This is a genomic window from Ornithinimicrobium sp., assembly GCF_030537745.1.
Lineage (GTDB): Bacteria > Actinomycetota > Actinomycetes > Actinomycetales > Dermatophilaceae > Ornithinicoccus.
In genome coordinates, this window is record NZ_JAUNVI010000014.1 from 1 (window position 1) to 26,835 (window position 26,835).

Genomic DNA, 26,835 nt, shown 5'->3' on the forward strand with positions numbered 1-26,835 from the left:
GTAACGGAGGCGCCCAAAGGTTCCCTCAGCCTGGTTGGTAATCAGGTTTCGAGTGTAAGTGCACAAGGGAGCTTGACTGTGAGACAGACATGTCGAGCAGAGACGAAAGTCGGGACTAGTGACCCGACGGTGGCTTGTGGAAGCGCCGTCGCTCAACGGATAAAAGGTACCCCGGGGATAACAGGCTGATCTTGCCCAAGAGTCCATATCGACGGCATGGTTTGGCACCTCGATGTCGGCTCGTCGCATCCTGGGGCTGGAGTCGGTCCCAAGGGTTGGGCTGTTCGCCCATTAAAGCGGTACGCGAGCTGGGTTTAGAACGTCGTGAGACAGTTCGGTCCCTATCCGCTGCGCGCGCAGGAAACTTGAGGAGAGCTATCCCTAGTACGAGAGGACCGGGATGGACGAACCACTGGTGTGTCAGTTGTCCTGCCAAGGGCACCGCTGATTAGCTACGTTCGGACGTGATAACCGCTGAAAGCATCTAAGCGGGAAGCACACTCCAAGATGAGGTTTCCGCATCCCTTCGGGGGTGGAAGGCTCCCAGCTAGACTACTGGGTTGATAGGCCGGACGTGGAAGCACAGCAATGTGTGGAGCTGACCGGTACTAATAAGCCGACAACTTAAAACAACAAAGATGCTACGCGTCCACTGTACGGTCTCTCGACCTACGAACAACCCCCTCCCCCCCTTATACGGGGAAGGCTTGTTCAACAAGATCGACAACGTTACGGCGGTCATAGCGTCAGGGAAACGCCCGGCAACATTCCGAACCCGGAAGCTAAGCCTGACAGCGCCGATGGTACTGCACTGGAGACGGTGTGGGAGAGTAGGACACCGCCGGACCTCACTTAGACTGGGCCCTGATCGACACACTCGTGTCGGTCAGGGCCCAGTCTGCTTCTGTGTCCACTGAAGTTTGCCGTAGCCCAAGAGGGCGAGGAAGGTTGTTGCTGTGTCCCAGGAGCGAGATGGCGCCCGTCATTCGGACGGTCGGCAGGGTGGTCGTCCTGACCGCCCCGCACCGCGCGGGGGAGACCGGCGGGAGCAGCGCGAAGGAGGCCGCGGCCCTTGGCGGGACGCCGAGGGCCGGCGGCCCAGGCGCGAGAGCGAGGACCGTCGACCCACGAGGGAGGGTGAGGACCGTCGGCCCAGGCGTGAGGGCGATGACCGGCGGCCTTCTCGTGAGGGCGCCGATCGGCGTCCGGTGCGGGACTGGAAGGACCGGCCCAAGCGCGTCCCTGAGCCGGAGATCCCTGAAGATATCGAGGCGGGCGACCTTGCCAAGGTGCTGCGATCAGAGTTGCTGACCCTCAGCAAGGAGAACGCCGACGGCGTGGCTCGCCATCTCGTCGCGGTCGGACGGGCACTGGATGCGGAGGAGTTCGATCTGGCGCTGGAGCACGCGCAGACGGCTGCCAAGCGGGCGGGCCGGGTGGCCGGGGTCCGCGAGACGCTAGGAGTGGTGCATTACCGTCGCGGGGAGTGGGCTCAGGCTCTTGGCGAGTTTCGTACTGCTCGACGCATCTCTGGGCTTCACCACCTGCTGCCACTGATTGCGGACGCGGAGCGTGGGCTCGGCCGGCCTGAGCGAGCACTGGAGCTTGGTGACAGTCCCGAGGCCCGCATGTTGGGGGCGGCCGAGCAGGTTGAGCTCGCGATCGTGCTCTCCGGCGCGAGGATCGACATGGGGCAGTCCGCTGCCGGCGTCCAACAGCTGCGGGATCTAACGGTTGCCGGAAGTCCCAGTGCCCCGTGGGCGGCCCGGCTCCGCTATGCCTACGCGGCAGCCCTGGAGGCTGACGGCCAGCAGGCGGAGGCGCAGGTGTGGCTCCAACGAGCAGCGGCGGTAGATGTCAGTGAGGAGACGGACGCGCGGGAGTTGCTCGGGCTGGACGAGGCGCCCGTGTTTGTCGACCTCACCGGCGACGTCGACCCGGAGGAGGGCCAGCCGTCGGAGGTGGCGCCCTCGGACCAGACGACGGCCCGCGGGAGCGGCCAGGAGACGACTACGCGTGAGCCGGAGCGTCGCGGCCGGACTGACCGGAGCCAAGGCCGTTGACCGTCCGCGGCATTCTCTGTGACCTCGACGGCGTCGTCTACCGCGGCGAAGTCGCGTGTCCAGGCGCGATCGTGGCGTTGCTGGCTGCCCAAGCGGCTGGCGTCCGCGTCCTGTTCATGACCAACAATGCCTCGCGCACTCCGGAGGAAGTCGCCGCGCAGATCACTGGCCTCGGTCTCCCGACCGACCCGTCGCAGGTCTTCACGGCTTCTCAGGTGGCGGCGCGGGTGCTCGCGGACCGGCGAGCGTCGGGAGAGTTGGTGCTGGGAAAGACCCAGGTGGTGCTAGCCGTCGGCGGTGAGGGCGTCGGCGCCGCACTGACCGACGTTGGCCTGCCCTGGCGTTCGCCGACGCAGTTGCGCACCGGGGTGGCTGCGGGCTCAGGGGAGACAGTGGGGGTGGTGGTGCAGGGCTACGGCCAGGACGTTGGCGTCCGCGACCTCAGCGAAGCGGCTTACGCCCTGGCGGCCGGTGCTTCCTGGATCGCGACCAACGACGACGCGACCCTGCCGACCCCTCGAGGACTGGCCGTGGGCAACGGCTCGTTGGTCGCGGCAGTGGCGCGCGCCACCGACAAGGCCCCGGAAGTCGTCGGTAAGCCCTATTCCCCCGCCTACGAGCAGGCGATCGCCGCACTTGGGCTTCCGATCCAGGACTGTCTGATGATCGGCGACCGCCTCGACACCGACATCGCTGGGGCTGCCGCCATCGGGCTGACGAGCGCGCTGGTGCTGACCGGGGTGTCCACGCGCGAGGAGGCGCAGGCACAACCTGAGCAGACGCGGCCCGACCACATCGCCGCGACCATCGGCGACCTTGACTTCCTATGGAGCCAGCCATGACGCAGTCGACCGAGCCGGACCGACCGCGCCGGTCCGACGAGCCGGCAGAGCCTGGGCAGACAGCACAGCAGGCACTGCCTGACCTGGCTCCCCCCCTCTCGGTCGAGCGCCCGCTCACCGGGGACCGGGCGGTCGACGATGCGCTTGAGGAGTTCGACCGATCACTCACCGGTGAAGCTGCCAGCCAACTCGATGCCGCCACGCGGGCCCACCGCGTCCTGCAAGCGCGCCTCACCGCACCAGCACCTGCAGGATCGCCGGCGCCAGTTGCACCGGGAGAGGCCCGCCCCGGTCCCCGCCCGTGAGCGGCTGCACGCAACGACTGGACGCCGCCCTCGTGGCCCGGGGCCTGGCCCGCTCGCGGACGCAGGCCAAGGCGTTGGTGCTCGACGGCCGCGTGGCCGTCGATGGTGTCGTCGCCGTCAAGGTGTCGGTCACCGTGAGTTCCGGGCAATCGTTGGCAGTCTCCGCCGAACCGACGGGCGGCGACACCGACTGGATCACCGCCGGCTGGGTGGGTCGTGGCGCGGTCAAGCTCGCGCACGCCCTAGCGCTCTGGGGCCCGGAAGGGTTGCACGTCGAAGGGCGGCGGTGCCTGGACGTCGGAGCTTCCACGGGCGGCTTCACCCAGGTGCTGCTGGAGCATGATGTTGCGCACGTGCTCGCCCTCGACGTCGGCCACGGTCAGCTCGACCCCCGTGTCGCCCGTCGCCGCGAAGTGACCGAGTGGTCCGGCACCAACATCAAAGACGTGGTGCCAGACACGCTGGGTGGGCGCTTCGGCGTCCTTGTCGGTGACCTGTCCTTCATCTCCCTGCGCGCGGTGCTTCCGGTGCTGCCGGCCTTGCTCGAGCCGCAGGCCGAGGTTGTGTTGCTCGTGAAGCCGCAGTTCGAGGTCGGAGCCGCTCTCCTGGGACGCACCGGTGTCGTGCGCTCGGCGCAGCAACGCCATGACGTGCTCACCAGCATTACCCAGAGCGCCGGAGACCACGGACTGGTGACGTTCGGCGTGGCCCGTTCGCCGCTGCGCGGCGGTTCCGGCAACATCGAGTATCTCCTCTGGTTGCGACCGCAGCGCCACGGCATGATGGACTGGGGTCTGCCGTCACAGGAGGTCCTGGCACGGTGTGCGTCACTACGGTTGGAGGAGCTGCGATGAGTCGTCGGATCATGCTCGTGACGCACCCGACGCGACCGGAGATCCCGGCACTGGCGGCTGCGTTCACTGAGCGCCTGGCGGCGCACGGCATCGTGGTCGAAGCAGTGCCCGTGGGGGAGCCGACCCACGACGTGGTCCGCGCGGACGAGGTGGTGACGCACAAGAGCCCGCTGCCGCCGCACGTCGACGCCTCCAACGTCGAGTTGGTGGTCGTCTTCGGTGGCGACGGGACCATCCTGCGCGGCGCGGAGATCGCCCGGCCGGCTGGCAAACCGCTCCTGGGCGTCAACGTGGGCCGCGTCGGCTTCCTCGCGGAGGCAGAGCGGGACGACATCGAGGCGATCGTCGACCGGATCGCGGCCCGCGACTACCGGATCGAGGAGAGGATGACCCTGGAGGTCGACGTCATCCACGATGGTCACGTGGTCGCGACCAACTGGGCGCTCAACGAGGCGTCGGTGGAGAAGTCGGCCCGCGAACGCATGCTCGAAGTCGCTGTCGAAGTCGATGGTCGGCCACTGTCGACGTGGGGGTGCGACGGCGTAGTCATCTCGACTCCGACCGGCTCGACGGCCTACGCGTTTTCGGGCGGTGGCCCGGTCGTGTGGCCGGACGTCGCGGCCATCCTGCTGGTCCCTATCTCGGCCCACGCGCTCTTCGCGCGCCCCCTGGTCCTCGGGCCGGACACCCACCTCGCCGTCGAGGTCGTGCCGCACTCGTATGTCGACGGCGTCCTGTGGTGCGACGGCCGACGCACGATCGAGCTGCCCGCGGGCGCTCGGATCGAGGTGCGTCGCTCCCAGCTCCCGGTGCTGCTGGCGCGGCTGACCGATGACCCTTTCACGGACCGTCTGGTCGCCAAGTTCGCCCTCCCGGTGTCCGGCTGGCGCGGCCCTGCCGACGCAGCGCAGGCCACCGGAGCCAGCGCGTGACCTTGAAGCGCATCCGGATCCAGGGACTGGGGGTGATCGAGGACGCCGAGCTGGAGTTGAGCGGGGGACTCAACGTCATCACCGGTGAGACGGGTGCGGGCAAGACCATGGTGGTCAGTGGCCTGGGCCTCCTGCTGGGTGCGCGTGCGGATGCCGGCCTCGTTCGAGACGGCGCGAGTGCTGCGGTCATCGAGGGTGAGGTGGACGTCCCCTCAGACCACCCGGCGGCGCTGCGCGTCCACGAGGCGGGTGGTGACGTCGAGGACGGGCTCGTCCTGGTCCGAGCGGTGACGTCGGCCGGCCGATCCCGCGCCCATGTCGGGGGACGCGCCGCCCCGGTCGCGGTCCTCGCAGAGGTCGGTGAGCACCTGGTCGCCGTCCACGGCCAGGCCGATCAGTGGCGGCTGCGCGACGCCGACCAGCACCGGGTGCTGCTGGATACCGCAGGTGGTGCGGAGATCACCGCCGCGCTGACGTCATACCAAGGGGCGTTCGGGCAGTGGCATCAGGCGCGCAGCAGACTTCTGGACCTGTCCCGCACCTCGGTCGAACGAACCCGGCGGGCCGGGATGCTCCGCGCCATGCTCGAGGAGATCGAGCGGGTCAACCCGCAAGAGGGTGAGGAAGAAACGCTCCGTGCCGAGTCGGACCGGCTGACCTATGCCGAGGAGTTGCGGACTGCTGCGGCGCTGGCCCACGATGCCCTGCTCGGCAGCGACGACCCGGCGGAGGAGGCGCCGAGCGTCGCGACGCTCCTGGCCAAGGCGGGCACCGGCCTGCGCCCGGTGAGCGCCCACGACAGCGACCTGGCGGGCTTGCACTCGCGCCTGGAGGAGCTGGCCTACCTCGCGTCCGACCTCGCCAGCGACCTCGCGTCCTACGGCTCCGCGATCGAGGTCGACGAGGAGCGCCTCAACCAGGTGCATCATCGACGTGCTGCACTGGGTGCCGTCCTGCGCAAGTACGGACCGACGACGGGGCAGCTGCTGACCTTCGCGGATGAGGCCGCGACGGAGCTGCTCGGCATCGACGTGTCGGACGAGGACGTGCTGGCGCTCCGGGCAGACGCCGCCGCGCTCGCCGACGAGGTCGGACGGCTCGGGGATGCACTCACGCGGGTCCGACGCCAGACCGCCGACAGGGTAGGACGCGAGGTCACCGACGAGCTCGCTCACCTGGCCATGGGCGACGCGTTGGTGCAGGTGTCCGTGGAGCCTCGGCTGGTCGACCCGTCCGTTGCGAAACTCGGCGCGGAGACGGGCGCGGACGCTGCCTCCGTCTCGCTGCCGGACGGTCGCTGCGCCCATCCCCGACAGCACGGTCTCGACGACGTGGAGATCAGACTCGCTGCTAACGCTGGCGCTCCCGCACGTTCGGTGACTAAGGCTGCTTCCGGCGGAGAGCTCTCACGAGTCATGCTCGCGCTCGAGCTGGTCTGCGCCGGACGTACCAACGTCGGCGGCAAGGATGACGGACGTGGATCAGTGCCGACCTACGTCTTCGACGAGGTAGATGCGGGTGTGGGTGGCAGTGCGGCGCTCGACCTCGGTGCGCGCCTGGCTCGGCTGGCGGCGGGGTCGCAGGTGATCGTCGTCACGCACCTGGGACAGGTCGCGGCCTACGCCGACCGGCACCTGGTGGTGCGCAAGAGCACTGCCGGGCAGATCACGCGCAGCGGTGTGGTGGCCGTCGAGGGAGCGGAGCGCGAAGCAGAGCTGGCCCGCATGCTCGGCGGAGTCGCCGACTCCGAGGCGGCCCTCGAGCATGCCCGCGAGCTGTTGTCCCGACGTGCGACGATGTCCTGATATGGCAACGCCGAAGCGGGCCGACAAGGTCAAGGCAGACGTGGCCAGGACGGTGAGTGGCCACGTCCGCATCGACGCCCGCACTAAGAATCTCACCAAGCGCCTGCTGGGCGGCGAGATCGCGATCATCGACCACGACGACCTCGACCAGGTCAGTGCTCAGGCGCTGGTCGCCTGTGCGCCGGCGGCAGTCGTCAACGCCGCGCCGAGCTCGACCGGGGCCTACCCCAACCGCGGACCGCAGATCCTGCTGGAGGCTGGGATCCCCCTGCTGGACCTCGCCGGCCCGGCGGTCATGGGGCTGCACGAGGGTGTGGTCGCCACTCTCGATGACAGTGAGCTCATCGTCGACGACGCCGTCGTGGCGCGCGGCGTGCGGCTGACCCACGCGGTCGTGGAAGCCCAGCTCCAGGATGCCCGCACCAATCTGTCGGCGCAGATCGAGGCGTTCGCCACCAACACCATGCAGTATGTCCGTGCCGAACGCGAGCTTCTCCTGGACGGCATCGCCATACCGCCGCTGCGCACGGACCTAAGCGGGCGCTACGCCCTGGTCGTCGTCCGTGGCTACCACTACAAAGAGGACCTGCACGCCTTGCGGCCGTTCATCAAAGAGGCCAGGCCGATCCTCATCGGGGTCGACGGTGGCGCGGACGCTCTGCTGGAGCAGGGTCTGCGCCCCGACCTGATCGTGGGCGACATGGACTCCGTCTCTGATCGCGGGCTGACGTGCGGGGCCGAGCTCATCGTGCACGCCTACCACGACGGACGGGCCCCGGGTCTCGAGCGGGTAGAGGCGCTTGGCATCACTGATGCGGTCGTGCTGCCGTCCCCCGGCACCAGCGAGGACGTCGCGATGCTCCTGGCCGATGACAAGGGCGCCGAGCTCATCGTGGCCGTGGGCACGCACGCCACGCTCGTCGAGTTCCTTGACAAAGGACGCCAAGGCATGGCGAGCACCTTCCTGACCCGCCTGCGAGTCGGCTCCAAGCTCATCGACGCCAAGGGTGTCAGCCTGCTCTATCGTTCACGGATCTCGGCGCTGTCGCTGGTCTGGCTGGTGCTCGCTGGTCTGTTTGCGCTGGTGGTGGCCTTGGCCACGACGTCGGGTGGGCGGGCCCTCTTTGGTGTCTTGGCCGTACGATGGGACGACGCCCTGGCCTTTATCGAGAGACTGTTTCGTTGATCGACTTCCGTTACCACCTCGTCTCCCTGGTGGCCGTCTTCATCGCCCTCGCCGTCGGCATCGCGCTGGGAGCGGGCCCTCTGCGCGACGGCATCTCCTCGACCCTGGAGAGCGAGGTCAACCAGCTGCGTCAGGAACGGATCGTTCTCCGTGCCGAGGTCGACAACGCCAACCGGAGGGCGGACGCCAAGGACGACGCGATCGGCCTCATCGGCGAGAAGGCGCTGGGCGGCACGCTCCAGGACCTGCGGGTCGGCCTGATCGTGTTTCCGGGTGCCGATCGCAACACGCTGGACGCGCTCGAAGGAAGCCTGTCCGCAGCTGGCGCCGATGTCGTGCTCCAGGCCGAGCTGAACGCCAAGTGGGACGATCCGGAGCCGTCACAGGAACGCCTCCAGCTCTTCGACCAGCTGGGGCAGAGCTTGGCCGACCCGGAGCCCCCGTCCGGCGGGTCACCGACCGCGGCGACCATCCTCGCGGCGGTCCTCTCGGGGGCAGACGCGGGGGGTCGCGTCGGGGCCTGGCTGGCCGCGGGCGGCGCGCTCGAGGACGAGGGACTGGTCGACCTGACCTGGCGTGACGGCACCCCTGCCTCGGTCACCGACCGTCGCGCCCCCGAGGCGCTGGTCCTGGTCAGCGACGGGCTGACCGTGTCGGAAGCAACCGCGACCAACGGCATGGCGACGCTCGCGAGCCGGATGGGGCTGGTGGACGCGCTGGCGAAGGTGAGCACGCCCCTCGTCATCACCGGCACCGGGGGCGAGGCAGTGGTGGCCGACCTCGCGGCGCGGGTCGATCCGCTCGTCCGGGCAGTGCGCGAGGACAAGACGCTGGCCCAGCGGGTTTCTACCGTCGACAACCTCGAGAGCTCAGCCGGGCAGGTCGCCGCCGCTTTCGCGCTGGCGTGGCAGGTGCAGGGTGATGCCGGACACTTCGGGCTCGGCGAGCTCGCCCAGGCGACGTTCCCTCCGCTGCCACCCTTGCGCGCCATCGGCGGGCCGCTGCCGGAGAGCGGTCCGGCCCCGAGCCCGGAGCCGCCTGCGGATGAGAAGACCAGCCAGGGCGAGGGTGACGCCGCCTTCACGACGTCGCCGTGACGGCTCTGCTCTGCGGCCTGGCCGCAGCTGCATCGACGGCGGCGATCACGGCGGCGCACCACGCCGAACGGTTGCCGGGCGGCAGCGCGCGCTGGGCCAGGATCAACCACGCTGGGCACCCCGTCACCCTCACCGAGGGCGTCGCCCTGGGCGCGGGGCTCGCTGCAGCGCTGCTCATCGCTGACCCGCCTGCCGCGCTCGCCGTCCTGGGCAGCGGCGTCGCTGGGGGGATAGACGACCTCGCCGGGGCGACGGACACCAAAGGCCTTCGCGGCCACCTCGCCGCACTGAGAGCGGGCCGCGTCACCACCGGAGTCCTCAAGATCGGCCTCCTGGCAGCCTCCGGCCTCGCAGCCTGCGCCTGGTCCGACCAACGAGCGGGTCGTCTCGGCCTGCACTCGCTGACCGGTGGCGCCCTCGTCGCAGGGTCCGCCAACCTGGCCAACCTCTTCGACCTGCGTCCGGGGCGTGCCCTCAAGGTGGGCCTGGCCGTCGCTGCACCGCTGGCGCTGACCGCTTCCCCGGCTGCTGGCGCGGTCGTCGGCGCCGGGCTCATCGTGCTCCCGGCCGACCTTCGTGGGGCCTCGATGCTAGGTGACACCGGCGCTAACCCGCTCGGCGCCGCCGCCGGTCTCGCCGCCGCACAGGCGCTCGGTCCGGCCGGGCGGCTCGTCGCCCTCATGGGCGTCACCGGCCTCACCTTGCTCAGCGAGAAGGTGAGTTTCAGCAAGGTCATCGAGGGCACTCCCGCGCTGCGCCGCCTCGATGCCTGGGGCAGACCGTAGTGTCCCTGACGCCCGGTGGCACGGTGCGGAGCAGCCGGCTCTCCACGCAGGGGCTGCTGGCCGCTGCCGGGCTCGTCGCCGTCGTGACCCTGGCAGCCCGCGCCGTCGGCATCGTGCGCTGGATCGTCTTCTCCGACGCGGTCGGAGCCACCTGCGTGGGCCAGGTCTACAACACCGCCAACCTGGTGCCCAACGTCCTCTTCGAGGTTGCCGCCGGGGGAGCGCTGGCCGCAGTCGCCGTGCCCTTGGTCGCGGGACATCTCGAGCGAGGGCGCGAGGATCTGGCCGATCGGACCGCTTCGGCGCTGCTCACCTGGACGCTGGCCGTCCTGCTCCCGCTCGCCGCACTCGTCGCGCTCGCCGCCGGGCCGGTGACCGCCTGGCTGCTGGGGTCCAGCCAGAACTGCGACCCGGTGGCCGTGCAGGCCGCCGGACGACTCATGCTGATGCTCTTCGCGCCGCAGATCGCGCTCTACGGGATCGGCATCGTCCTCACCGGAGTCCTGCAGGCCCACCGTCGCTTCCTCGCGGCCGCGCTCGCTCCGCTGCTGTCCAGCCTCGTCGTCATCGCCGTCTATATCGCCTTCGGGATCACCTACGACGCCACCCAGCCGCTGTCCGAGGTCCCCGACATGGCGATCTGGTTGCTGGCCGGTGGCACCACCCTCGGTGTCGTGGCGCTGAGCCTGCCGCTGCTCGCCCCGTCCCTTCGCCTCGGTATCCGCTGGCGGCCCACGTGGCGCTTCCCGCAGGGCACCGGCCGGCGCGCGGGTGCTCTCGTGCTGGCCGGTGTCGCCGTCGTGGCCTGTCAACAGCTCGCGGCCGTGGTCGCACTCCTGCTGACCAACGCCAGCACCGGTGTCGCCGGGATCACCGTGTGGACCTATGCGCAGACGGTCTACCTCCTGCCCTACGCCGTGCTCGTCGTCCCTCTCGCGACAGCCGCCTTCCCACGGCTCGCCGGCCGCCGTGCCGAGGCCACCCCCGTGCTGCGCAGCACCCTGCTCGGCGCGGCCGTGGCCTCGGTGAGCGCCGCCGTCGCCCTCGTCGCCGTGCGCCGGGAGGTCGGATCAGCCTTCCTCCTGCTCGACGCGGGCGCGGGCGGCAGCGGCCAGGCCACCCTCGAAGCGCTGGCCCCCACGCTGGCCGTGCTCGCCCCCGGCCTGGTCGGCCTCGGTCTCGTCGCGGTGGGCACCCGGGCGCTCTATGCAGTGGGTTCGCCCCGGCGAGCCGCGGCGACGGTGTGCGTCGGCTGGGCGGTCGCCGCGCTGCTGCCGGTGCTGCTGGTCGCGCCGGCATCAGACGTGCGGGACACCCTGGTCCGGCTGGCGGCCGGTTCCACGGTCGGGATGAGTGTTGCGGGTGGCTTGCTGGTCCTGGAGATCCGCCGGGTATGGGGCAGGGCACCGTTCGTGGGCGTGCCCCGTGCCGCTGGTGCCGCCCTTCTCGGTGCGCTGCTAGCGCTGTCCTTCCGCGAGCTCGTGCTGCCGACCACGACGCAGGGGTGGACGCAGACCCTGGGGCTGGCGGCCCTCGTCGGGCTTCTGGCGCTGTGCTGTGCGGCGCTCGCCGTTCGCCTGCTGGCCCCCGACGCGTGGCGCGCGATCTCGACGAGGATGAGCCAATGAGGATCCTCCTGGTGACCGGGCTCGTCGCCGGAGGTGTCGGGCAGCACGTGGCCATGCTGACTCGCGGACTCACCACCGCCGGGCACACCGTGGTGGTGGCTTGTCCGGACACGGTCGCCGCCCAGTTTGGTCTGTCCGACCTCGGTGCCAGACACGTGCGGCTGGAGGTCGGTGCCCGTCCACATCCACGGCGCGACAGAGCGGCCGTCGTCTGCCTCCGCGAGCTGTTGAGCGCGTGCGACGTCGTCCACGCTCATGGGCTGCGGGCCGGCGCGCTGGCCGCGCTCGCTCGAGCGGCAGGCACGACGCCGCGCCTGGTGGTGACCAGCCACAACGGGCCTCCAGCCCTGGCTTCGCGAGGCACGAGTGGACCTTCTGTGTCCGGCGCGCTCGCGGCCCGTCTCCTCTATGGCCAGCTGGAGCGACTCGTCTGTCGCCGTGCCGATCTCCTCCTCGCGGTCTCACCGGACCTGCTCCAGAGAGCCCGTGCCAAGGGGGCCGACGCCACAGCCCTGGCGATCGTGCCGGCCCCCCCGGCCCGTGTCCGCGATCGCTCGATCGCAAGAGCGGTGCTGGCGGCCGAGCTCGGCTTGGCTGGCAGTGACCTCGTCGTGCTCAGCATCGGTCGCCTCGCTCCGCAGAAGCAGATGGGCGCACTGATCAGCGCCATGGTGCGGGTGGGCGCCGAGCAGGCAGGCAGCGATGGACGACCGGTCCTTCTCATTGCGGGGGAGGGCCCGGATCGAGCGGCGCTGCAACGACGGCTGGATCTGCCCGAGACCGCAGACGCCCTCGACGCTCGTCTGCTCGGGCACCGCGAGGACGTGCCGGCTCTGCTGGCTGCCGTGGATGTGGTTGTCTCGGCAGCGCAGTGGGAAGGGCAGCCGGTGTGGTTGCAGGAGGCGCTCGCGAAGGGCGCGCCGATCGTGGCCACCGACGTTGGCGGGACGAGGCAGGTCGTCGGGGAGGCTGCGCTCCTGGTCCCGCCGATCCGGGGGGAAGACGGTGAGAAGGTGCTGGCAGAGGCGATCGCGCAGGTCCTGGGCGATCCGACGTTGCGCTCCGACCTTCGCGGACAGGCGTTGCTTCGCGCCGCTCAGCTGCCGACAGAGGCTGACGCGATCACTGCCGCGGTGACGGCATACCGCTCTGGCGTGGCTGGTGACCAACCCACGGCTGCGGTCACGTAGACTGACAGCCCGTGGCGGAGACAACGAAACATCTGTTTGTGACCGGCGGCGTGGCCTCCTCTCTGGGGAAGGGTCTGACGGCCTCCAGCCTGGGCTTCTTGCTTCGATCTCGAGGCCTGCAGGTCACGATGCAAAAGCTGGACCCTTACATCAATGTCGACCCCGGCACGATGAACCCCTTCCAGCATGGCGAGGTCTTCGTCACCGAGGACGGGGCCGAGTGCGACCTGGACATCGGCCACTACGAACGCTTCCTCAACGTCAACCTCTCCGGACGGTCCAACGTCACGACCGGGCAGGTCTACAACGACGTGATCGCCCGCGAGCGGCGCGGCGAGTATCTCGGCGACACCGTGCAGGTCATCCCGCACATCACCAATGAGATCAAGGCACGCATGCGGGCGGCCGCCAACGTAGACACCGAGCGCCCGGACATCATCATCACCGAGATCGGCGGCACCGTCGGCGACATCGAGTCGCTGCCCTTTCTGGAGGCCGCGCGTCAGGTCCGCCACGACATCGGCCGCGCCAACAGCTTCTTCCTCCACGTCTCTCTCGTGCCCTACCTCGCGCCGAGCGGCGAGCTGAAGACGAAGCCGACGCAGCACTCGGTCGCCGCCCTGCGCCAGGTCGGCATCACCCCCGACGCGCTGGTGCTGCGCGCCGATCGCGAGATCCCTGAAGCCATTAAGCGCAAGATCTCGATGATGTGCGACGTCGAGCCGGGCGGGGTCGCCGCCTGCATCGACGCTCCGAGCATCTACGACATCCCCAAGGTGCTGCACCGCGAGATGCTCGACGCCTACGTCGTGCGGCACCTCGGCCTGCCCTTCCGCGACGTCGACTGGTCGGCCTGGGACGCGCTGCTGGAGCGGGTGCACGAGCCCGAGCACCAGGTGGAGGTCGCGCTCGTCGGCAAGTACATCGACCTGCCGGACGCCTACCTGTCGGTCACCGAGGCGATGCGCGCCGGCGGTTTCCGGCACGATGCCTTGGTCAACATCCGCTGGGTCGCCAGCGACGAGTGCCAGACTGAGAGCGGCGCGAGCCAGTCCCTCGACGGGGTCGACGCGATCCTGGTCCCCGGTGGCTTCGGCGTGCGGGGGATCGAGGGCAAGATCGGCGCGCTGCGCTGGGCGCGTGAGCGCGGCGTCCCCACGCTCGGCCTCTGTCTCGGTCTGCAGGCCATGGTCATCGAGTACGCCCGCAACGTGGCCGACGTCGAAGGCGCCAGTTCCACCGAGTTCGACCCGCAGGCAGCGGCTCCCGTGATTGCCACGATGGCGGAGCAGCAGCAGTTCGTCGAGGGCGCGGGCGACCTCGGTGGCACCATGCGGCTCGGCGCCTACGACGCGATCCTGCAAGAGGGTTCGGTGCTCGCTGGGGTCTACGGCACCACCGCGGTCACCGAGCGGCACCGGCACCGCTATGAGGTCAACAACGCCTACCGGGGGCAGCTCACGGAGGCGGGTCTGGTCATCAGTGGCACCTCTCCCGACGGCAACCTCGTCGAGTTCGTCGAGCTGCCCGCCGAGGTTCACCCCTACTACGTGGCCACGCAGGCGCATCCGGAGTTCAAGTCTCGGCCGGACGTCGCCCACCCCCTCTTCGCCGGTCTGGTCGCTGCCGCCCTCGAGCGGCAGCGCAGCCAGCGCCTCGTCGAGGTCGAGGGGCGCCAGCACCAGCACGAGCTGCCCTGACCGGCGCAACGGCCTCTTCGATGACCCTCGACGCACGCCGTCTCGCGGCCGCGGATCTGCATGACCGACCTGGCCGCGCGCAGGTGCTGCGCACCTCCACGGTCTTCGAAGGGCACGTCTGGGACGTGCGCAGCGACACTATCGATCTGGGGCACACCCAGGTCGTGCGGGAGTACGTCGCCCACACGGGCGCGGTCGCGGTCCTGGCGCTACGCACCGACCGGGGTGTCCCCGAGATCTTCGTGATCCAGCAGTACCGTCACCCGATCGGCGCTCACGACTGGGAGATCCCGGCTGGCCTCCTTGACGTCGAGGGGGAAGATCCGGTCTTCGCCGCGCAGCGCGAGCTCGCAGAGGAGGCCGACCTGCTCGCGGACAGCTGGGAAGAGCTCATCGCTTTCACGCCCTCGCCCGGCGGTCTCGACGAGGTCATCACGGTCTACCTCGCGACCGATCTCGCCGACGTGCTGGAGGGAGAGCGGCACCTGCGTGAGGACGAGGAGGCGGGTATGCCGTGCGGCTGGGTCGCCGTCGACGAGGCGGTGGACGCCGTGCTCGCAGGGCAGATCCACAACGCGGCGCTGATGCTCGCGGTGCTCACGCTCGACGCCAGGCTCCGCGGCGTACCTGGTCGGGCTGGACGCCGCTAAGCACAAGGACTTTTGGCATGCCGTGGGCCACGTCGTGGTGTAAAGAGGAGACGTGACCACGATGTCCACGTTTCACAATGTGCAGGAGGCTGGTTCGCGGCGGTCGTTGCTGTGGCGGCGACTCGGGGTGGGCGCTCTCACCGTCCTGGTGGCTGCGGGGCTCTTCGGACTGCTCGGCGATCAGACGGCGGTCGTCGAGGCGCGCAGCGGAGACTCGCTGCACCTGCGGGTCACCTATGCCAGTAGTGCACGTCCCGGTCAGGACGTACCCTTCGAGATCGAGGTGTCTGACCCTGCCGGGCTTGCGCCACAGATCACTCTCGCGTTGACCGCGGACTACCTGGACATCTATGAGACCCAAGGGTGGTATCCCGCCACGACGGATGAGACCCGTGACGATGAGTGGCTCTACCTGACGTTTGCGACGCAGGAACAGCCCACGATGACGGTGGGCTTCGATGCCTATATCCAGCCCAACAGCGTTCGCGGCCGCCAGGGTCAGGTCGCGGTCGTCGTCGACGGGGTGCCGCGGGATCCAGTCTCCTTCCGCACCCAGCTGTTCCCCTGACCTGGAGGCCTGATGGAGATCGTCGTCCGCGCCGCGTTGATGTTCCTGTTCCTGTGGTCAGTGACCCGGGTCGTCGGTCGCTCGACCCTCGGCGAGCTCAGCTCTTTTCAGTTGATTCTCTTTATCACGATGGGTGACCTAGTGGGTCAGGCGATAGTCCAGCAGGATTACTCCTTCACCGCCGGCGCATTAGCCGTCGGCACCTTCGCCCTGCTCACGATCTTGATCGGGTGGATCAACTCGCGATGGCGCGGGTGGGCTCGGATCACGCACGGGGTGCCGGTGGTCGTCGTGCAGGACGGGGAGCTGCTGCTGGAAACCATGCGGAGGGAACGGCTAGGCCTCAACGACCTGCTCGCCGCGTCGCGTGGTCGAGGGATCGAGCGGGTGGGTGACATCCGGGTGGCGGTGCTGGAGGCTAACGGACAGTTGTCGTTCTTCACGTCCGACCCTGGGGCTTCCGGTGCGAGCGAGCAGCCGCCCGTTGGCTAGGGCCCAGAGGCTTGAGCCTGTAAACTGGGTACGTGCGCAGGGGCGGGGTGACGACCCGCCAAGAGCTGATCGACATACCGACACCACAGCCCGACCTGCGCACCGCGCGTCCAGCGGATCGACGAGAGGCTGAGGATCCCTCGGCAAAGGTGTGGTGGCACCGCGACCTAGCCCCCGCCCACACCTTGACGGGCTGCCTTCGCAGGGGGCAGACCGATCCTCTGCGGGACCGACCCGAGAGGACAGCCCATGCTTCGTACCCATAACGCCGGCACCCTGCGCCCCGCGCACGCCGGCACCACCGTCACCCTCACCGGCTGGGTGGCCCGCCGCCGCGACCACGGCGGCGTCGCCTTCATCGACCTGCGTGACGCCAGTGGTGTCGTCCAGGTCGTGGCCCGTGACGAGGTCCTGACCGGGACCGCCCACGACCTGCGCAGCGAGTTCTGCGTGAAGGTCGTCGGTGAGGTCACCCCGCGCGCCGAGAAGGACGTCAACCCGGACCTGCCCACGGGAGCCGTGGACGTGGTTGCCAGCCAGATCGAGGTGCTGTCCGGCTCCGACCCGTTGCCCTTCCAGATCGACGAGCGTGTCAGCGTCGGTGAGGAGACGCGCCTGCGCCACCGCTACCTCGACCTGCGTCGCCCAGGCGCCAGCTCGGCGGGGCAGAACCTGCGCCTGCGCTCCAAAGTCAACGCGGCCGCTCGCAACCTCCTCGCCGACCGCGACTTCGTCGAGATCGAGACGCCAACGCTCACCCGCTCCACGCCCGAGGGTGCCCGTGACTTCCTGGTCCCGGCACGCCTGCAGCCCGGCAGCTGGTACGCCCTCCCGCAGAGCCCGCAGCTGTTCAAGCAGCTGCTCATGGTCGCGGGGATGGAGCGCTACTACCAGATCGCGCGCTGCTACCGCGACGAGGACTTCCGTGCCGACCGGCAGCCGGAGTTCACCCAGCTCGACATCGAGATGAGTTTCGTCGAGCAGGACGACGTCATCGAGCTCGGCGAGGCGATCACGAAGGCGGTGTGGGCCGTTCAAGGGGTCGAGCTGACCACGCCCTTCCCTCGGATGACCTACGCCGAGGCGATGCGCCGCTACGGTTCTGACAAGCCGGACCTGCGATTCGACCTGGAGATCACCGAGTGCACCGACTTCTTCGCCCAGACCCCCTTCCGGGTGTTCCAGGCCGAGTACGTCGGCGCCGTCGTCATGCCCGGCGGCGGTTCGCAACCACGCCGCCAGTTCGACGCCTGGCAGGAGTGGGCCAAGCAGCGCGGCGCCAAGGGCCTGGCGTATGTCACCGTCGGGCAGGATGGCGAACTCGGCGGCCCGGTCGCCAAGAACCTGTCCGACGCGGAGCGGGCCGGACTGGCCGGACATGTCGATGCCCAGCCGGGTGACTGCGTCTTCTTCGCAGCTGGGCCGACCAAGGCCTCACGCGCACTCCTCGGCGCCGCCCGCCTGGAGATCGGCAGGCGCTGCGCTTTGATCGACGAGTCCGACTGGAACTTCTTGTGGATCGTTGACGCGCCGCTGTTCGAGCCAGCTGGTGAGGCCGTCGCCGCTGGGGACGTGGCCGTCGGCTCGGGGGCGTGGACCGCTGTTCACCACGCCTTCACGTCACCGAAAGCAGAGTATGTCGACTCCCTCGAGTCCGACCCGGGCGCCGTGCTGGCCTACGCCTACGACTTGGTCTGCAACGGCAACGAGATCGGTGGCGGGTCCATCCGCATCCACCGCCGCGAACTCCAGGAGCGCGTCTTCGGGGTCATGGGGTTAACTGCCGAAGATGCGCAGGAAAAGTTCGGCTTTCTGCTCGAGGCGTTCAAGTTTGGTGCCCCGCCGCACGGCGGGATCGCGTTTGGGTGGGACCGCATCGTGGCCCTGCTCGCGGGCACCGACTCGATCCGCGACGTCATCGCCTTCCCCAAGACCGGTGGCGGCTTCGATCCGCTGACCGAGGCCCCGGCCCGCATCACCCCGGAGCAACGCAAGGAGGCCGGCATCGACGCCAAGGCGCTGGCCCAATCGGCGGACAAGCCCGCAGCCCAGGCGGACCCCGCAGTGCAGTAGGGCGCCGCGCCGAGCCGTGGCCTGTCCTGCGCGGTCGTGCACTGCGCGGTGGGTATGGGCCGCCCCGACGACCCATACCCACCGCTCAACCGGGGCCGAGGAGATCGCGCGAGTGCCAGGCTCTGGCGGTGCGATAACCGAGCCGACGGTAGATCGCGCGGGCTGGTTCGTTGTCGGAGAACATCCCCAGCGTGCAGACGCCGCCCTCCGCCAGTGCCCACCGAGACAGAGCCAGCGTGACGGCGGTGCCGAGTCCTCGGCAGCGTAAGGAACGGTCCGTCACGATCCCGGCCAGGTGCGGGACCCCTGTGGCCTCGCGTTCAGCCCCGCCGAGCGCGAGAAGATCCCCGGTGAGGTCCCGCAGTCCCACCCAGTGATGGACCCTCCCGGTCCCGATCTGCGTCCAGACGTGCGGGTTGTGCCGGTGCGTGAAGGCCGAGATCTCCTCAGCGTCGTCCACGTCGTGCAGGACGACCTCGATGGCGGAGAGCGGGACCGCGGCGCTGGGCCGGTCCGGGAGTGATGCCGTGGAGGCGTCCACCCACATCCAGTCCCAGTCCCCACCGTTACCCAGCTCCAGGACCTCGTGGGCCACGGCTGCGTGTGCCTGGACGACGGAGAGCGACCGGCTGCCCAGCCGCTGGAGATGGCCGCCATCTCGCAGTTCGACGAGTGCCGCACGGACCCGCCTACCCTCATCCTGGTCGGACTCGGGCGCTGCCTTGACGCTGGCCGCCGTGATCGGCGCCACCCAGAACCCGCGTCGGGAGCCCCGACGCTCGACCAGGATCACGCCGTCATGGACCCAGACCTCTCCGGCAAGGGGAGCCGCGATCGACCAGCGGACCCAGGGGTCATCTCCACTCAACCTCACGGCGGTGGCGTAGTCCGGGACGCGCTGCACCCCCCAAGCCTGCCAGCAGGGAGGGATGTCGACAGTGCCGGGCCGGTGCTGGTCGGGACGAGGGGTTAGCCTGCGCGGGTGGCATCAGATGGGTCCGACCTGTTCAGCGTCGCCGGGAGCCCGGACGCCGCAGGCTCCGACCTGTTCCTCCCCTTAGCTGTCCGGATGCGTCCGCAGAATCTTCAGGAGGTCGCCGGTCAGCGCGACGCGCTGCGGCCCGGCTCTCCCCTGCGACGCCTGATCGAGGGCCAGGGCGGCCCGGCGGGGGCACTGTCAGCGATCCTCTGGGGTCCGCCGGGGACCGGTAAGACTACGCTCGCCCACCTCGTCGCGCACAGCGCCGACCGCCGGTTCGTGGAGCTTTCAGCCGTCACCGCCGGTGTCAAGGATGTCCGGTCGGTGATGGATCAGGCCACCCGAGAGCGAAATCTCTACGGCCGCCAGACCGTGCTCTTCCTCGACGAGATCCACCGGTTCACCAAGGCCCAGCAGGACGCACTACTGCCTGGCGTGGAGAACCGCCTTGTCATTCTCGTCGCCGCGACCACGGAGAACCCTTCCTTCAGCATCATTGCGCCGTTGCTGTCCCGCTCCGTGCTGGTGACCCTGACCTCGCTGGATGACGACGATGTCCGCGGTGTGGTGGAGCGTGCCCTGCTTGACGACCGCGGACTCGCGGGTGAGTTCACGCTTGCTCAGGAGGGTATGGAGCATGTCGTCCGGATGGCGGGTGGCGACGCACGTCGGGCCCTGACCACGTTGGAGGCGGCCGCCGGAGTTGCCGACGACGACCGTGCCGCCGGTGCTGAGGACGCGACCGTCCAGATCACGCTCGGGCATGTCGAGCAGGCCGTCGCGCAGGCGGCCGTCCGCTACGACCGGGCCGGCGACCAGCATTACGACGTGGCCAGCGCCTTCATCAAGTCGATGCGAGGCTCGGACGTCGACGCCGCGCTGCACTACCTGGCGCGTCAACTGGAGGCCGGGGAGGACCCACGCTTCATCGCCCGTCGGATCGTCATCTCGGCGAGCGAGGACGTGGGCCTGGGCGACCCGACCGCCTTGCAGACAGCGGTGGCCGCGCTGCACGCAGTCGCCCAGATCGGGATGCCAGAGGCCCGGATCATCCTGGCCCAAGCCGTGGTCCACAACGCGTTGGCGCCCAAGTCGAACGCCGCCTACAACGGGATCAACGCGGCGATCGCCGACGTGAGAGCCGGCAAGGGGGGCGCGGTCCCGGCCCACCTGCGCGGCAGCGGCTATGCCGGGGCGGCCCGGCTGGGACACGGCAAGGGCTACCGGTACAGCCACGACGAGCCCGCGGGGGTGGGCGCCCAGCAGTACCTGCCCGATGACCTGCTCGCTGAAGACGTCGACTATTACCGCCCCAGCGGCCGCGGCTGGGAAGAACGGCTCGGCTCAAGGTGGGCCGAGTTGCGCCGAATCATCCGCGGTCGCTGAGGCGGGAAATGGCGTAGCGACACAGCCTGGCTATGTACAACGAGCCCCGCCTACTCGGTGATCAGGCGTGTCGGGAGTGCGCGAGCCGGGCCGGTAGAGTGGATCAGTCTGTTTGTATCCGACTGAGGAGACCATGGAAACCGCCGAGATTCGTCGCCGCTGGCTGTCGTTCTTCGAGAGCAAGGGCCACGCGGTCGTGCCAAGCGCGCCTTTGGTCTACAACGACCCCAACCTGCTGTTCGTCAACGCCGGCATGGTGCAGTTCAAGCCTTACTTCCTCGGGCAGGAGACGCCGCCGTGGCCGCGCGCCACGAGCGTGCAGAAGTGCGTGCGCACCCTCGACATCGAGGAGGTCGGAAAGACCACCCGCCACGGCACCTTCTTCCAGATGAACGGCAACTTCTCTTTCGGCGACTACTTCAAGGAGGGGGCCATCTCCTACGCCTGGGAGCTCATCACCGGCTCCCAGGGGGACGGCTTCCTCGGCTTCGAGCCCGACTCGATCTGGGTCACGGTGCTCGACGGCGACGACGAAGCGGCGGACCTGTGGCACCGGGTCGCCGGGCTGCCCCAAGAACGCATCCAGCGTCGCGGACTGGCCGACAACTACTGGCACATGGGTGTCGCCGGCCCAGGTGGCCCGTGCAGCGAGATCTACGTCGACCGCGGTTCTGAGCATGGCCCCGATGGCGGCCCCATCGTCGATGAGGACAGGTTCCTGGAGATCTGGAACCTGGTCTTCATGCAGGAAGAGCTCTCCGAGGTCCGCAGCAAGGTGGACTTCGACATCTCCGGTGAGCTGGAGAAGAAGAGCATCGACACCGGCATGGGTCTGGAGCGCGTCGCCTACCTGCTGCAGGGCGTGGACAACCTTTACGAGATCGACGAGGTCTACCCCGTGATCAGCCGCGCCGAAGAGATCTGCGGCCGTTCGTACGGCGCGGATCACGAGGACGATGTGCGTTTCCGCGTGATCGCCGACCACGTGCGCTCCGGCCTCATGCTGATGGGTGACGGCGTGACTCCCGGCAACGAGGGGCGTGGCTATGTGCTCCGCCGCCTCCTGCGCCGCGCGGTGCGCTCGATGCGGCTGCTCGGCGTCCAGGACCCGTCCCTTCCCGAGCTCCTCCCGGTGAGCAAGGACGTGATGAGGTCCTCCTACCCAAACCTCGAGCAGGACTGGGCGCGGATCAGCGAGACTGCTTACGCCGAGGAGGAAGCCTTCCGGCGCACCCTGACCAGCGGGACGACGATCCTGGACACCGCCGTCACCAAGGCCAAGACGGCCGGTTCCACCGTGCTGTCCGGCTCGCAGGCCTTTGCCCTGCACGACACCTACGGTTTCCCGATCGACCTCACCCTGGAGATGGCGTCCGAGCAGGGGTTGTCCGTCGACGAGGACGGCTTCCGCGCGCTCATGACCGAGCAGCGGGACCGGGCCAAGGCAGACGCCAAGACGAAGAAGCATGGCCACGGTGGCACCACCGCATACCGTGCCCTGGCGGACCGCCTCGGCCACCAGGTGGAGTTCACCGGTTATGAGCAGATGTCGGGGGAGTCGAAGGTCGTCGGTGTGCTCTCCGGCGGGCGTGAGCTCGACCGCTTGACCGCCACCTCGGTGGATAAGGATGGCGGCGGGGCCGAGGTCGAGCTGGTGCTCGAACGAACCCCGTTCTACGCCGAGGCCGGTGGGCAGCTCGCGGATCACGGCACGATCCGGCTCGCCGGTGGCGCAGTTGTGGAGGTCACCGACGTGCAGAGGCCGTTGCCCGGGTTGGTTGTACATCACGGCCGGCTGCTCGAGGGCGAGGTCGCCATCGGAGAGGGGGCCGAGACGCAGATCGACACGCTGCGTCGGGCCTCGGTCTCCCGCGCGCACACCGCGACCCACCTGGTGCACAAGGTGCTGCGCGAGACTCTCGGCGACACTGCCACCCAGGCCGGCTCGGAGAATGCGCCCGGACGCCTGCGCTTTGACTTCAAGGCCAACCGTGGACTCTCACCTGATGAACTGGTCGCCGTCGAGGCACGCATCAACCAACGGTTGATGGATGACCTGCAGGTCAGCGCGACCCAGATGTCCTTGGAGGAAGCCAGGGAGATGGGTGCCATGGCGCTGTTCGGTGAGCGCTACCCGGAGGTTGTCCGGGTGGTCTCCGTGGGCGGTCCCTGGAGCCTGGAGCTGTGCGGTGGGACCCACGTGCTCAACTCTGCGCAGTTGTCCTTGGTCAAGATCATGGGCGAGGCGTCGATCGGGTCCGGCGTCCGCCGGGTCGAGGCGCTGGTCGGCGCGGACGCCTACCAGCACCTCGCGCGCGAGAACATCATCGTCAACCAGCTCACCGACACCCTCAAGGTGCGTCCGGAGCAGCTGCCTGACCGCATCAGCCAACTGATGAGCAAGCTCAAGGACGCCGAGCGGGAGATCGCCAGGGCCAAGGCCAAGCAGGCGCTCGCGGCAGCCTCCGGCCTGGTGTCGTCGGCCAAGGACGTCTCGGGCATCCGGTTCCTGGGCCATGACCTGGGTGAGGGTGCCAGCGGAGATGAGTTGCGCACGCTCGTCCTCGACCTGCGCTCGCGCCTCGGCAACGACGGCCCCGCCGTGGTCGCCCTCACCGGTGTGGCCGGTGGCCGTCCCCAGATCGTGGTCGCGACCAACGAGGCCGCGCGGGGTCGCGGGGTCAAGGCCGGCCAGTTGGTCAAGGTCGCGGCCCAGGCCCTCGGCGGAGGTGGCGGCGGCAAGGATGATCTCGCCCAGGGCGGTGGGCAGGACCCCACGGCGACCGCGTCCGCCCTCGGGGCGGTCGAGGACGCCCTGCGGGTCTGAGGTCCGTGTCCACTGACGAGGGTCCATGTGCTGCACCTGCCCGGCCACCGGTCGGGGTGCTGCTCGGCGTCGACGTGGGGGAGGCCCGGGTCGGCCTCGCCGCCAGCGATGCCATCGGGCTGCTCGCGCACCCGGTGGCCACGCTGAGACGGGACCACGAGGGGGAGAGCGACCTAGACCAGATCGCGGCCGAGATCGGTCACCGAGCGGCCGTGGGCGTCGTCGTCGGCCTGCCGCGCGGGTTGTCCGGGGCCGAGGGGGTGGCCGCCGAACGCGCGCGCCACTACGCTATGGCCTTGCAGCGGCGCGTGGAGGTGCCGGTGCGCCTGTGGGACGAACGCCTCACGACCGTGGACGCGCACCGCGTCCTCCGGTCCAGTGGTGTTGCCGGCCGCGAGCAGCGTGGCGTCGTCGACCAGGCGGCCGCCGTGCTTATCCTCCAGGCAGCCCTCGATGCCCGACGCGCCGGTCGCCCAGCCGGTGTTCCCCTGAAGCGGCGCAAGCCCCGGACCCCCAAGGTCCGACCGGATGTTAGGACTGACACGCATGAGTCTTCCTCCTGAGGACTGGGACGAGCACGGAGTGCGGGGCCGGTCTGAGTCCGCTGCCTTCGACGACGACGTCCTGGGGCTGCGCCGGGTCACCGAGCACGACGAGTCCCTCGCCGACGACGTGCTGGCGCCGGAGTCGGAAGCAGGGATGTTCCGTCCGCGACGACGCAAGCGTCGCAACCCCTTCTTGAAGGTCATCGCTCTGCTGGCCGCGGTGGCAGTGGTCTTGACCGCGTCCGTCTACGCCTTCGGCTCCCTCAAGGATCTGATCCCTTCCGTGTCGTTCGGGCAGGACGCCCCTTCCGACTACGAAGGGTCTGGCACGGGTGAGGTGACCGTCGAGATCCCCGAAGGGGCCGCCGGTGGCCAGATCGCCGAGATCCTCCTCGAGCAGGACGTGATCGGTTCCGCCGGAGCCTTCACGGCGGCTCTGCAGGCCGATCCTCGTTCCTCCGGGATCCAGCCAGGGACCTATCGGATGGCCAGTCAGATGAGCTCCGAAGCGGCCCTGGCCAGGCTCCTGGACGGCAACTACCGGGAGATCAACGGGGTCACGATCCGCGAGGGCCTCTGGGTCTCGGAGACGTTTGCGCTGCTTGCCGAGGGCACCGGCCACGAGGTCAAGGACTACGAGGCGGTCGATCCGGAGACGTTGGGCCTGCCCGAGGCAGCCAACGGTGAGCTTGAGGGCTTCCTGTTCCCTAGCACCTATGAGTTCGGACCCGATGCGACCCCGGCGGAGCAGCTCACCGCGATGATCGCCCTCGGTAAGAGCACCTACGCCGACCTGGGAATCTCCGACGGCGACCTCCGCGAAGTGCTGACCAAGGCGAGCATCGTGCAGGGCGAGGGCATGTTTGCTGACGACATGCCCAAGATTGCCCGCGTGATGGACAACCGCATCGAGGGCAACTCGGAGACCAACGGGATGATGCAGATGGACTCCACCGTCCACTTCATCTACCAGGAGCGCGGCCGTGCCGGCACCACGGAGGAGCAGCGCGCCAACGACAGCCCCTACAACACCTACCTGCACCCCGGCCTCCCTCCAGGCCCCATCAACAGCCCCGGCGAGCAGGCCATCAAGGCGGTGCTCAACCCTGCAGAGGGCAGCTGGCTCTATTTCGTCACGGTCAACCCCAGCACCGGCGAGACCAAGTTTGCTGACACGTTCGCAGAGCATCAGGTCAACGTCGCTGAGTTCACCCAGTGGTGCGCGGATAACCCCGGCCAGTGCTGAGCGGTCGCGACCACGGCGAGGTCAGCACGTCTACCGGTCAGGAGACCACGCCCGCGCGGGGGGACTCCGCCCGGTGGCGCCGGGCTGCGGTCACTGGTTGGCCCATCGGGCACTCTCTCTCACCGGTCCTGCACCGCGCCGCCTATGCAGCCCTCGGCCTGATCGGTTGGACCTATGAGGCGGTCGAGATCCCCAGCGGAGCGCTGCGGAGCTGGGTCGACACGCTCGGCCCGGAGTGGGCAGGGCTCTCCGTCACGATGCCGGGCAAGGAAGAGGCACTCGCCCTGTCCGAGCAAGCCAGCGAGAGCGCCCGCCTCACGGGCTCGGCAAACACCTTGGTGCGCACGGGCGGGGGATGGACGGCGCACAACACCGATGTCGAGGGGCTGACCGCTGCCCTGCAGACGTGTGGACTGCTGGCTCCTGTGCGAGCCACCGTGATCGGCGGCGGAGCAACGGCGCGGTCCGCGCTGGTCGCCCTGCGCGGGCTCGGGGTGCGCGAGGCCACGATCGTGGTCCGGGACGGATTGCGTCCGCAGACCCAGGAGCTCGCCGAGCGTCTCGATTTCCTGTGCACGGTCCAGCGGCTGGGTGAGCGGCCCGTCACCATCGGTCGCGACGCCAGCGACGTGATCGTCTCTACGCTGCCGGCCACGGCCCCGGCACCGGCAATGGTGTTGGTGGGAGGAGGACCGCCGATCGTGATGGACGTCGCCTATGCACCCTGGCCCAGCCCCTTCGCCCTGGCCGTGCGGGGGCTGGGCCCGAGCGCGCCTCTGGTCATGAAGGGGACAGAGATGCTGCTGCGCCAAGCCGCACGCCAGGTGCGACTCATGACCGGGCATGATGGGCCGGTGGAGGCAATGAGAGCCGCTCTGGCGCCGCAGGACCAGACGCGGTGACGGCACCGGTCTGGGTCCCGATCCTGGTCGGCTGTGTCGTCGCGGTGATGGGGATCCCGGTCGCGCGCTGGCTGGCGCTGACGACCTATCGCAAACCGGACGAGGTAGATGAGCCCTCGCCGGGCCGACGCTGGTGGGTGCCGCCGGCCCTCGGGCTGGTGTCCGGCCTCGTCATCGATCGGATCTGGTTCGTCCAGGACGACGCGGTGCCCTCAGCGTGGGTCGCGGCGGTCCTCACCGCGACGCTCCTGCTGGTCACGCTCTCCTGCATCTGCCTGGCCGCGATGGACATGGACGTGCACCGCCTCCCGGACCGGATCATGTGGCCGACCATGGGGTTCCTCGCTGGTGGCATCACGCTTGCTGCCCTCGTCGGTGGCGGTCTTGACCCCTGGCTGCGCGGGATGCTGGCCGGTGTCGCGGCCGGAGCGTTCTACCTGCTGCTTGCTCTCCTGTCCCTGGCCCGGGGCTCCTTGGCGTTGGGCCTGGGAGACGTGAAACTCGCCGTCGTCCTCGGCGCTGCGCTGGGCTGGTTCGGCTGGTCCGAGGCAGTGATGGGGATCTACGCCGGCTTCCTCGTCGGCGGTGTCGTCGCCGTGGCGCTGCTGGTCGGACGACGGGTCAAGTGGGAGGGCCACTTCGCCTTCGGCCCACCCATGATGGTGGGGGCACTCATCGGGCTCCTCGCTGCGCCTGGCATCTTCGCCAGCATCTTCTGAGCGGCCGACGCGCCGGCCGCTCAGCCACGATCGTGAGTGGCACTGGCAGGCACCGGAGCGT

The 26,835-nt window shown here is 69.3% G+C and carries 23 protein-coding genes and 2 rRNA genes; 24 read left to right on the top strand and 1 reads right to left on the bottom strand.

Annotation, left to right across the window (positions count from 1 at the left end):
• The 18 genes from Q4P07_RS04840 to aspS form a co-directional block, all read left to right on the top strand.
• Nucleotides 1-633 (top strand): 23S ribosomal RNA (locus Q4P07_RS04840); the annotation flags it as partial.
• A gap of 97 nt (nucleotides 634-730) precedes the next feature.
• Nucleotides 731-847: ribosomal RNA gene (gene rrf, locus Q4P07_RS04845) — 5S ribosomal RNA — on the top strand.
• A gap of 361 nt (nucleotides 848-1,208) precedes the next feature.
• The gene (locus Q4P07_RS04850; RefSeq protein ID WP_303373769.1) at nucleotides 1,209-2,063 is read left to right on the top strand and encodes a hypothetical protein; all 855 of its coding nucleotides are present in this window, start codon (nucleotides 1,209-1,211) and stop codon (nucleotides 2,061-2,063) included.
• On the top strand, nucleotides 2,060-2,905 hold the full coding sequence (locus tag Q4P07_RS04855; protein ID WP_303373770.1) for an HAD-IIA family hydrolase: 846 nt from the start codon (nucleotides 2,060-2,062) through the stop codon (nucleotides 2,903-2,905). The genes Q4P07_RS04850 and Q4P07_RS04855 overlap by 4 nt, the downstream gene beginning before the upstream one ends.
• A complete protein-coding gene (locus tag Q4P07_RS04860; protein ID WP_303373771.1) occupies nucleotides 2,902-3,210 on the top strand; it encodes a hypothetical protein in 309 nt (102 codons plus the stop codon). Before Q4P07_RS04855 ends, Q4P07_RS04860 begins: the two co-directional genes overlap by 4 nt.
• Nucleotides 3,207-4,064 (top strand): TlyA family RNA methyltransferase, encoded by an 858-nt coding sequence (locus Q4P07_RS04865; RefSeq protein ID WP_303373772.1) that lies wholly within the window; start codon nucleotides 3,207-3,209, stop codon nucleotides 4,062-4,064. The genes Q4P07_RS04860 and Q4P07_RS04865 overlap by 4 nt, the downstream gene beginning before the upstream one ends.
• Nucleotides 4,061-4,996: an NAD kinase gene (locus Q4P07_RS04870; protein WP_303373773.1), complete on the top strand. Its 936-nt coding sequence runs from the start codon at nucleotides 4,061-4,063 to the stop codon at nucleotides 4,994-4,996. The genes Q4P07_RS04865 and Q4P07_RS04870 overlap by 4 nt, the downstream gene beginning before the upstream one ends.
• A complete protein-coding gene (gene recN, locus Q4P07_RS04875; RefSeq protein ID WP_303373774.1) occupies nucleotides 4,993-6,801 on the top strand; it encodes a DNA repair protein RecN in 1,809 nt (602 codons plus the stop codon). The genes Q4P07_RS04870 and recN overlap by 4 nt, the downstream gene beginning before the upstream one ends.
• A gap of 1 nt (nucleotide 6,802) precedes the next feature.
• Nucleotides 6,803-7,987 carry a putative cytokinetic ring protein SteA gene (gene steA, locus Q4P07_RS04880; protein WP_303373775.1) on the top strand — a complete coding sequence of 395 codons (1,185 nt, stop codon included), beginning with the start codon at nucleotides 6,803-6,805 and terminating at the stop codon, nucleotides 7,985-7,987.
• A complete protein-coding gene (locus Q4P07_RS04885) occupies nucleotides 7,984-9,084 on the top strand; it encodes a copper transporter (RefSeq protein WP_303373776.1) in 1,101 nt (366 codons plus the stop codon). The genes steA and Q4P07_RS04885 overlap by 4 nt, the downstream gene beginning before the upstream one ends.
• Nucleotides 9,081-9,869 (top strand): hypothetical protein, encoded by a 789-nt coding sequence (locus Q4P07_RS04890; RefSeq protein ID WP_303373777.1) that lies wholly within the window; start codon nucleotides 9,081-9,083, stop codon nucleotides 9,867-9,869. The genes Q4P07_RS04885 and Q4P07_RS04890 overlap by 4 nt, the downstream gene beginning before the upstream one ends.
• Nucleotides 9,869-11,497 (top strand): lipid II flippase MurJ, encoded by a 1,629-nt coding sequence (locus Q4P07_RS04895; protein WP_303373778.1) that lies wholly within the window; start codon nucleotides 9,869-9,871, stop codon nucleotides 11,495-11,497. The genes Q4P07_RS04890 and Q4P07_RS04895 overlap by 1 nt, the downstream gene beginning before the upstream one ends.
• Nucleotides 11,494-12,687, top strand: coding sequence for a glycosyltransferase family 4 protein (locus tag Q4P07_RS04900; RefSeq protein ID WP_303373779.1), 1,194 nt, complete (start codon nucleotides 11,494-11,496; stop codon nucleotides 12,685-12,687). The genes Q4P07_RS04895 and Q4P07_RS04900 overlap by 4 nt, the downstream gene beginning before the upstream one ends.
• Nucleotides 12,688-12,698: 11 nt before the next feature.
• On the top strand, nucleotides 12,699-14,387 hold the full coding sequence (locus tag Q4P07_RS04905; RefSeq protein WP_303373780.1) for a CTP synthase: 1,689 nt from the start codon (nucleotides 12,699-12,701) through the stop codon (nucleotides 14,385-14,387).
• 20 nt (nucleotides 14,388-14,407) lie between these two features.
• Entirely contained in the window at nucleotides 14,408-15,037 is a 630-nt protein-coding gene (locus Q4P07_RS04910) for an NUDIX hydrolase (protein WP_303373781.1), read from the top strand.
• Between the two features lie 52 nt (nucleotides 15,038-15,089).
• Entirely contained in the window at nucleotides 15,090-15,605 is a 516-nt protein-coding gene (locus tag Q4P07_RS04915) for a hypothetical protein (protein ID WP_303373782.1), read from the top strand.
• A gap of 12 nt (nucleotides 15,606-15,617) precedes the next feature.
• On the top strand, nucleotides 15,618-16,097 hold the full coding sequence (locus tag Q4P07_RS04920) for a DUF421 domain-containing protein (protein WP_303373783.1): 480 nt from the start codon (nucleotides 15,618-15,620) through the stop codon (nucleotides 16,095-16,097).
• A 249-nt stretch (nucleotides 16,098-16,346) separates the two neighbouring features.
• Entirely contained in the window at nucleotides 16,347-18,170 is a 1,824-nt protein-coding gene (aspS, locus tag Q4P07_RS04925; protein WP_303373784.1) for an aspartate--tRNA ligase, read from the top strand.
• An 85-nt stretch (nucleotides 18,171-18,255) separates the two neighbouring features.
• Here aspS and Q4P07_RS04930 read toward each other — a convergent pair whose 3' ends face one another.
• Nucleotides 18,256-19,074, bottom strand: a complete 819-nt coding sequence (locus Q4P07_RS04930; protein ID WP_303373785.1) for a GNAT family N-acetyltransferase — start codon at nucleotides 19,072-19,074, stop codon at nucleotides 18,256-18,258.
• Between the two features lie 99 nt (nucleotides 19,075-19,173).
• Here Q4P07_RS04930 and Q4P07_RS04935 point away from each other — a divergent pair, with 99 nt between their 5' ends.
• From Q4P07_RS04935 to Q4P07_RS04960, 6 genes are all read left to right on the top strand, one after another.
• Nucleotides 19,174-20,535 carry a replication-associated recombination protein A gene (locus Q4P07_RS04935; RefSeq protein WP_303373812.1) on the top strand — a complete coding sequence of 454 codons (1,362 nt, stop codon included), beginning with the start codon at nucleotides 19,174-19,176 and terminating at the stop codon, nucleotides 20,533-20,535.
• A gap of 133 nt (nucleotides 20,536-20,668) precedes the next feature.
• A complete protein-coding gene (gene alaS / locus Q4P07_RS04940; RefSeq protein ID WP_303373786.1) occupies nucleotides 20,669-23,362 on the top strand; it encodes an alanine--tRNA ligase in 2,694 nt (897 codons plus the stop codon).
• 5 nt (nucleotides 23,363-23,367) lie between these two features.
• On the top strand, nucleotides 23,368-23,925 hold the full coding sequence (gene ruvX, locus Q4P07_RS04945; protein WP_303373787.1) for a Holliday junction resolvase RuvX: 558 nt from the start codon (nucleotides 23,368-23,370) through the stop codon (nucleotides 23,923-23,925).
• Nucleotides 23,909-25,153, top strand: a complete 1,245-nt coding sequence (mltG, locus tag Q4P07_RS04950; RefSeq protein ID WP_303373788.1) for an endolytic transglycosylase MltG — start codon at nucleotides 23,909-23,911, stop codon at nucleotides 25,151-25,153. The genes ruvX and mltG overlap by 17 nt, the downstream gene beginning before the upstream one ends.
• Entirely contained in the window at nucleotides 25,147-26,055 is a 909-nt protein-coding gene (locus Q4P07_RS04955; protein ID WP_303373789.1) for a shikimate dehydrogenase, read from the top strand. The genes mltG and Q4P07_RS04955 overlap by 7 nt, the downstream gene beginning before the upstream one ends.
• Nucleotides 26,052-26,774 (top strand): prepilin peptidase, encoded by a 723-nt coding sequence (locus Q4P07_RS04960; protein WP_303373790.1) that lies wholly within the window; start codon nucleotides 26,052-26,054, stop codon nucleotides 26,772-26,774. The genes Q4P07_RS04955 and Q4P07_RS04960 overlap by 4 nt, the downstream gene beginning before the upstream one ends.
• The last annotated feature ends 61 nt before the right edge of the window (nucleotides 26,775-26,835 follow it).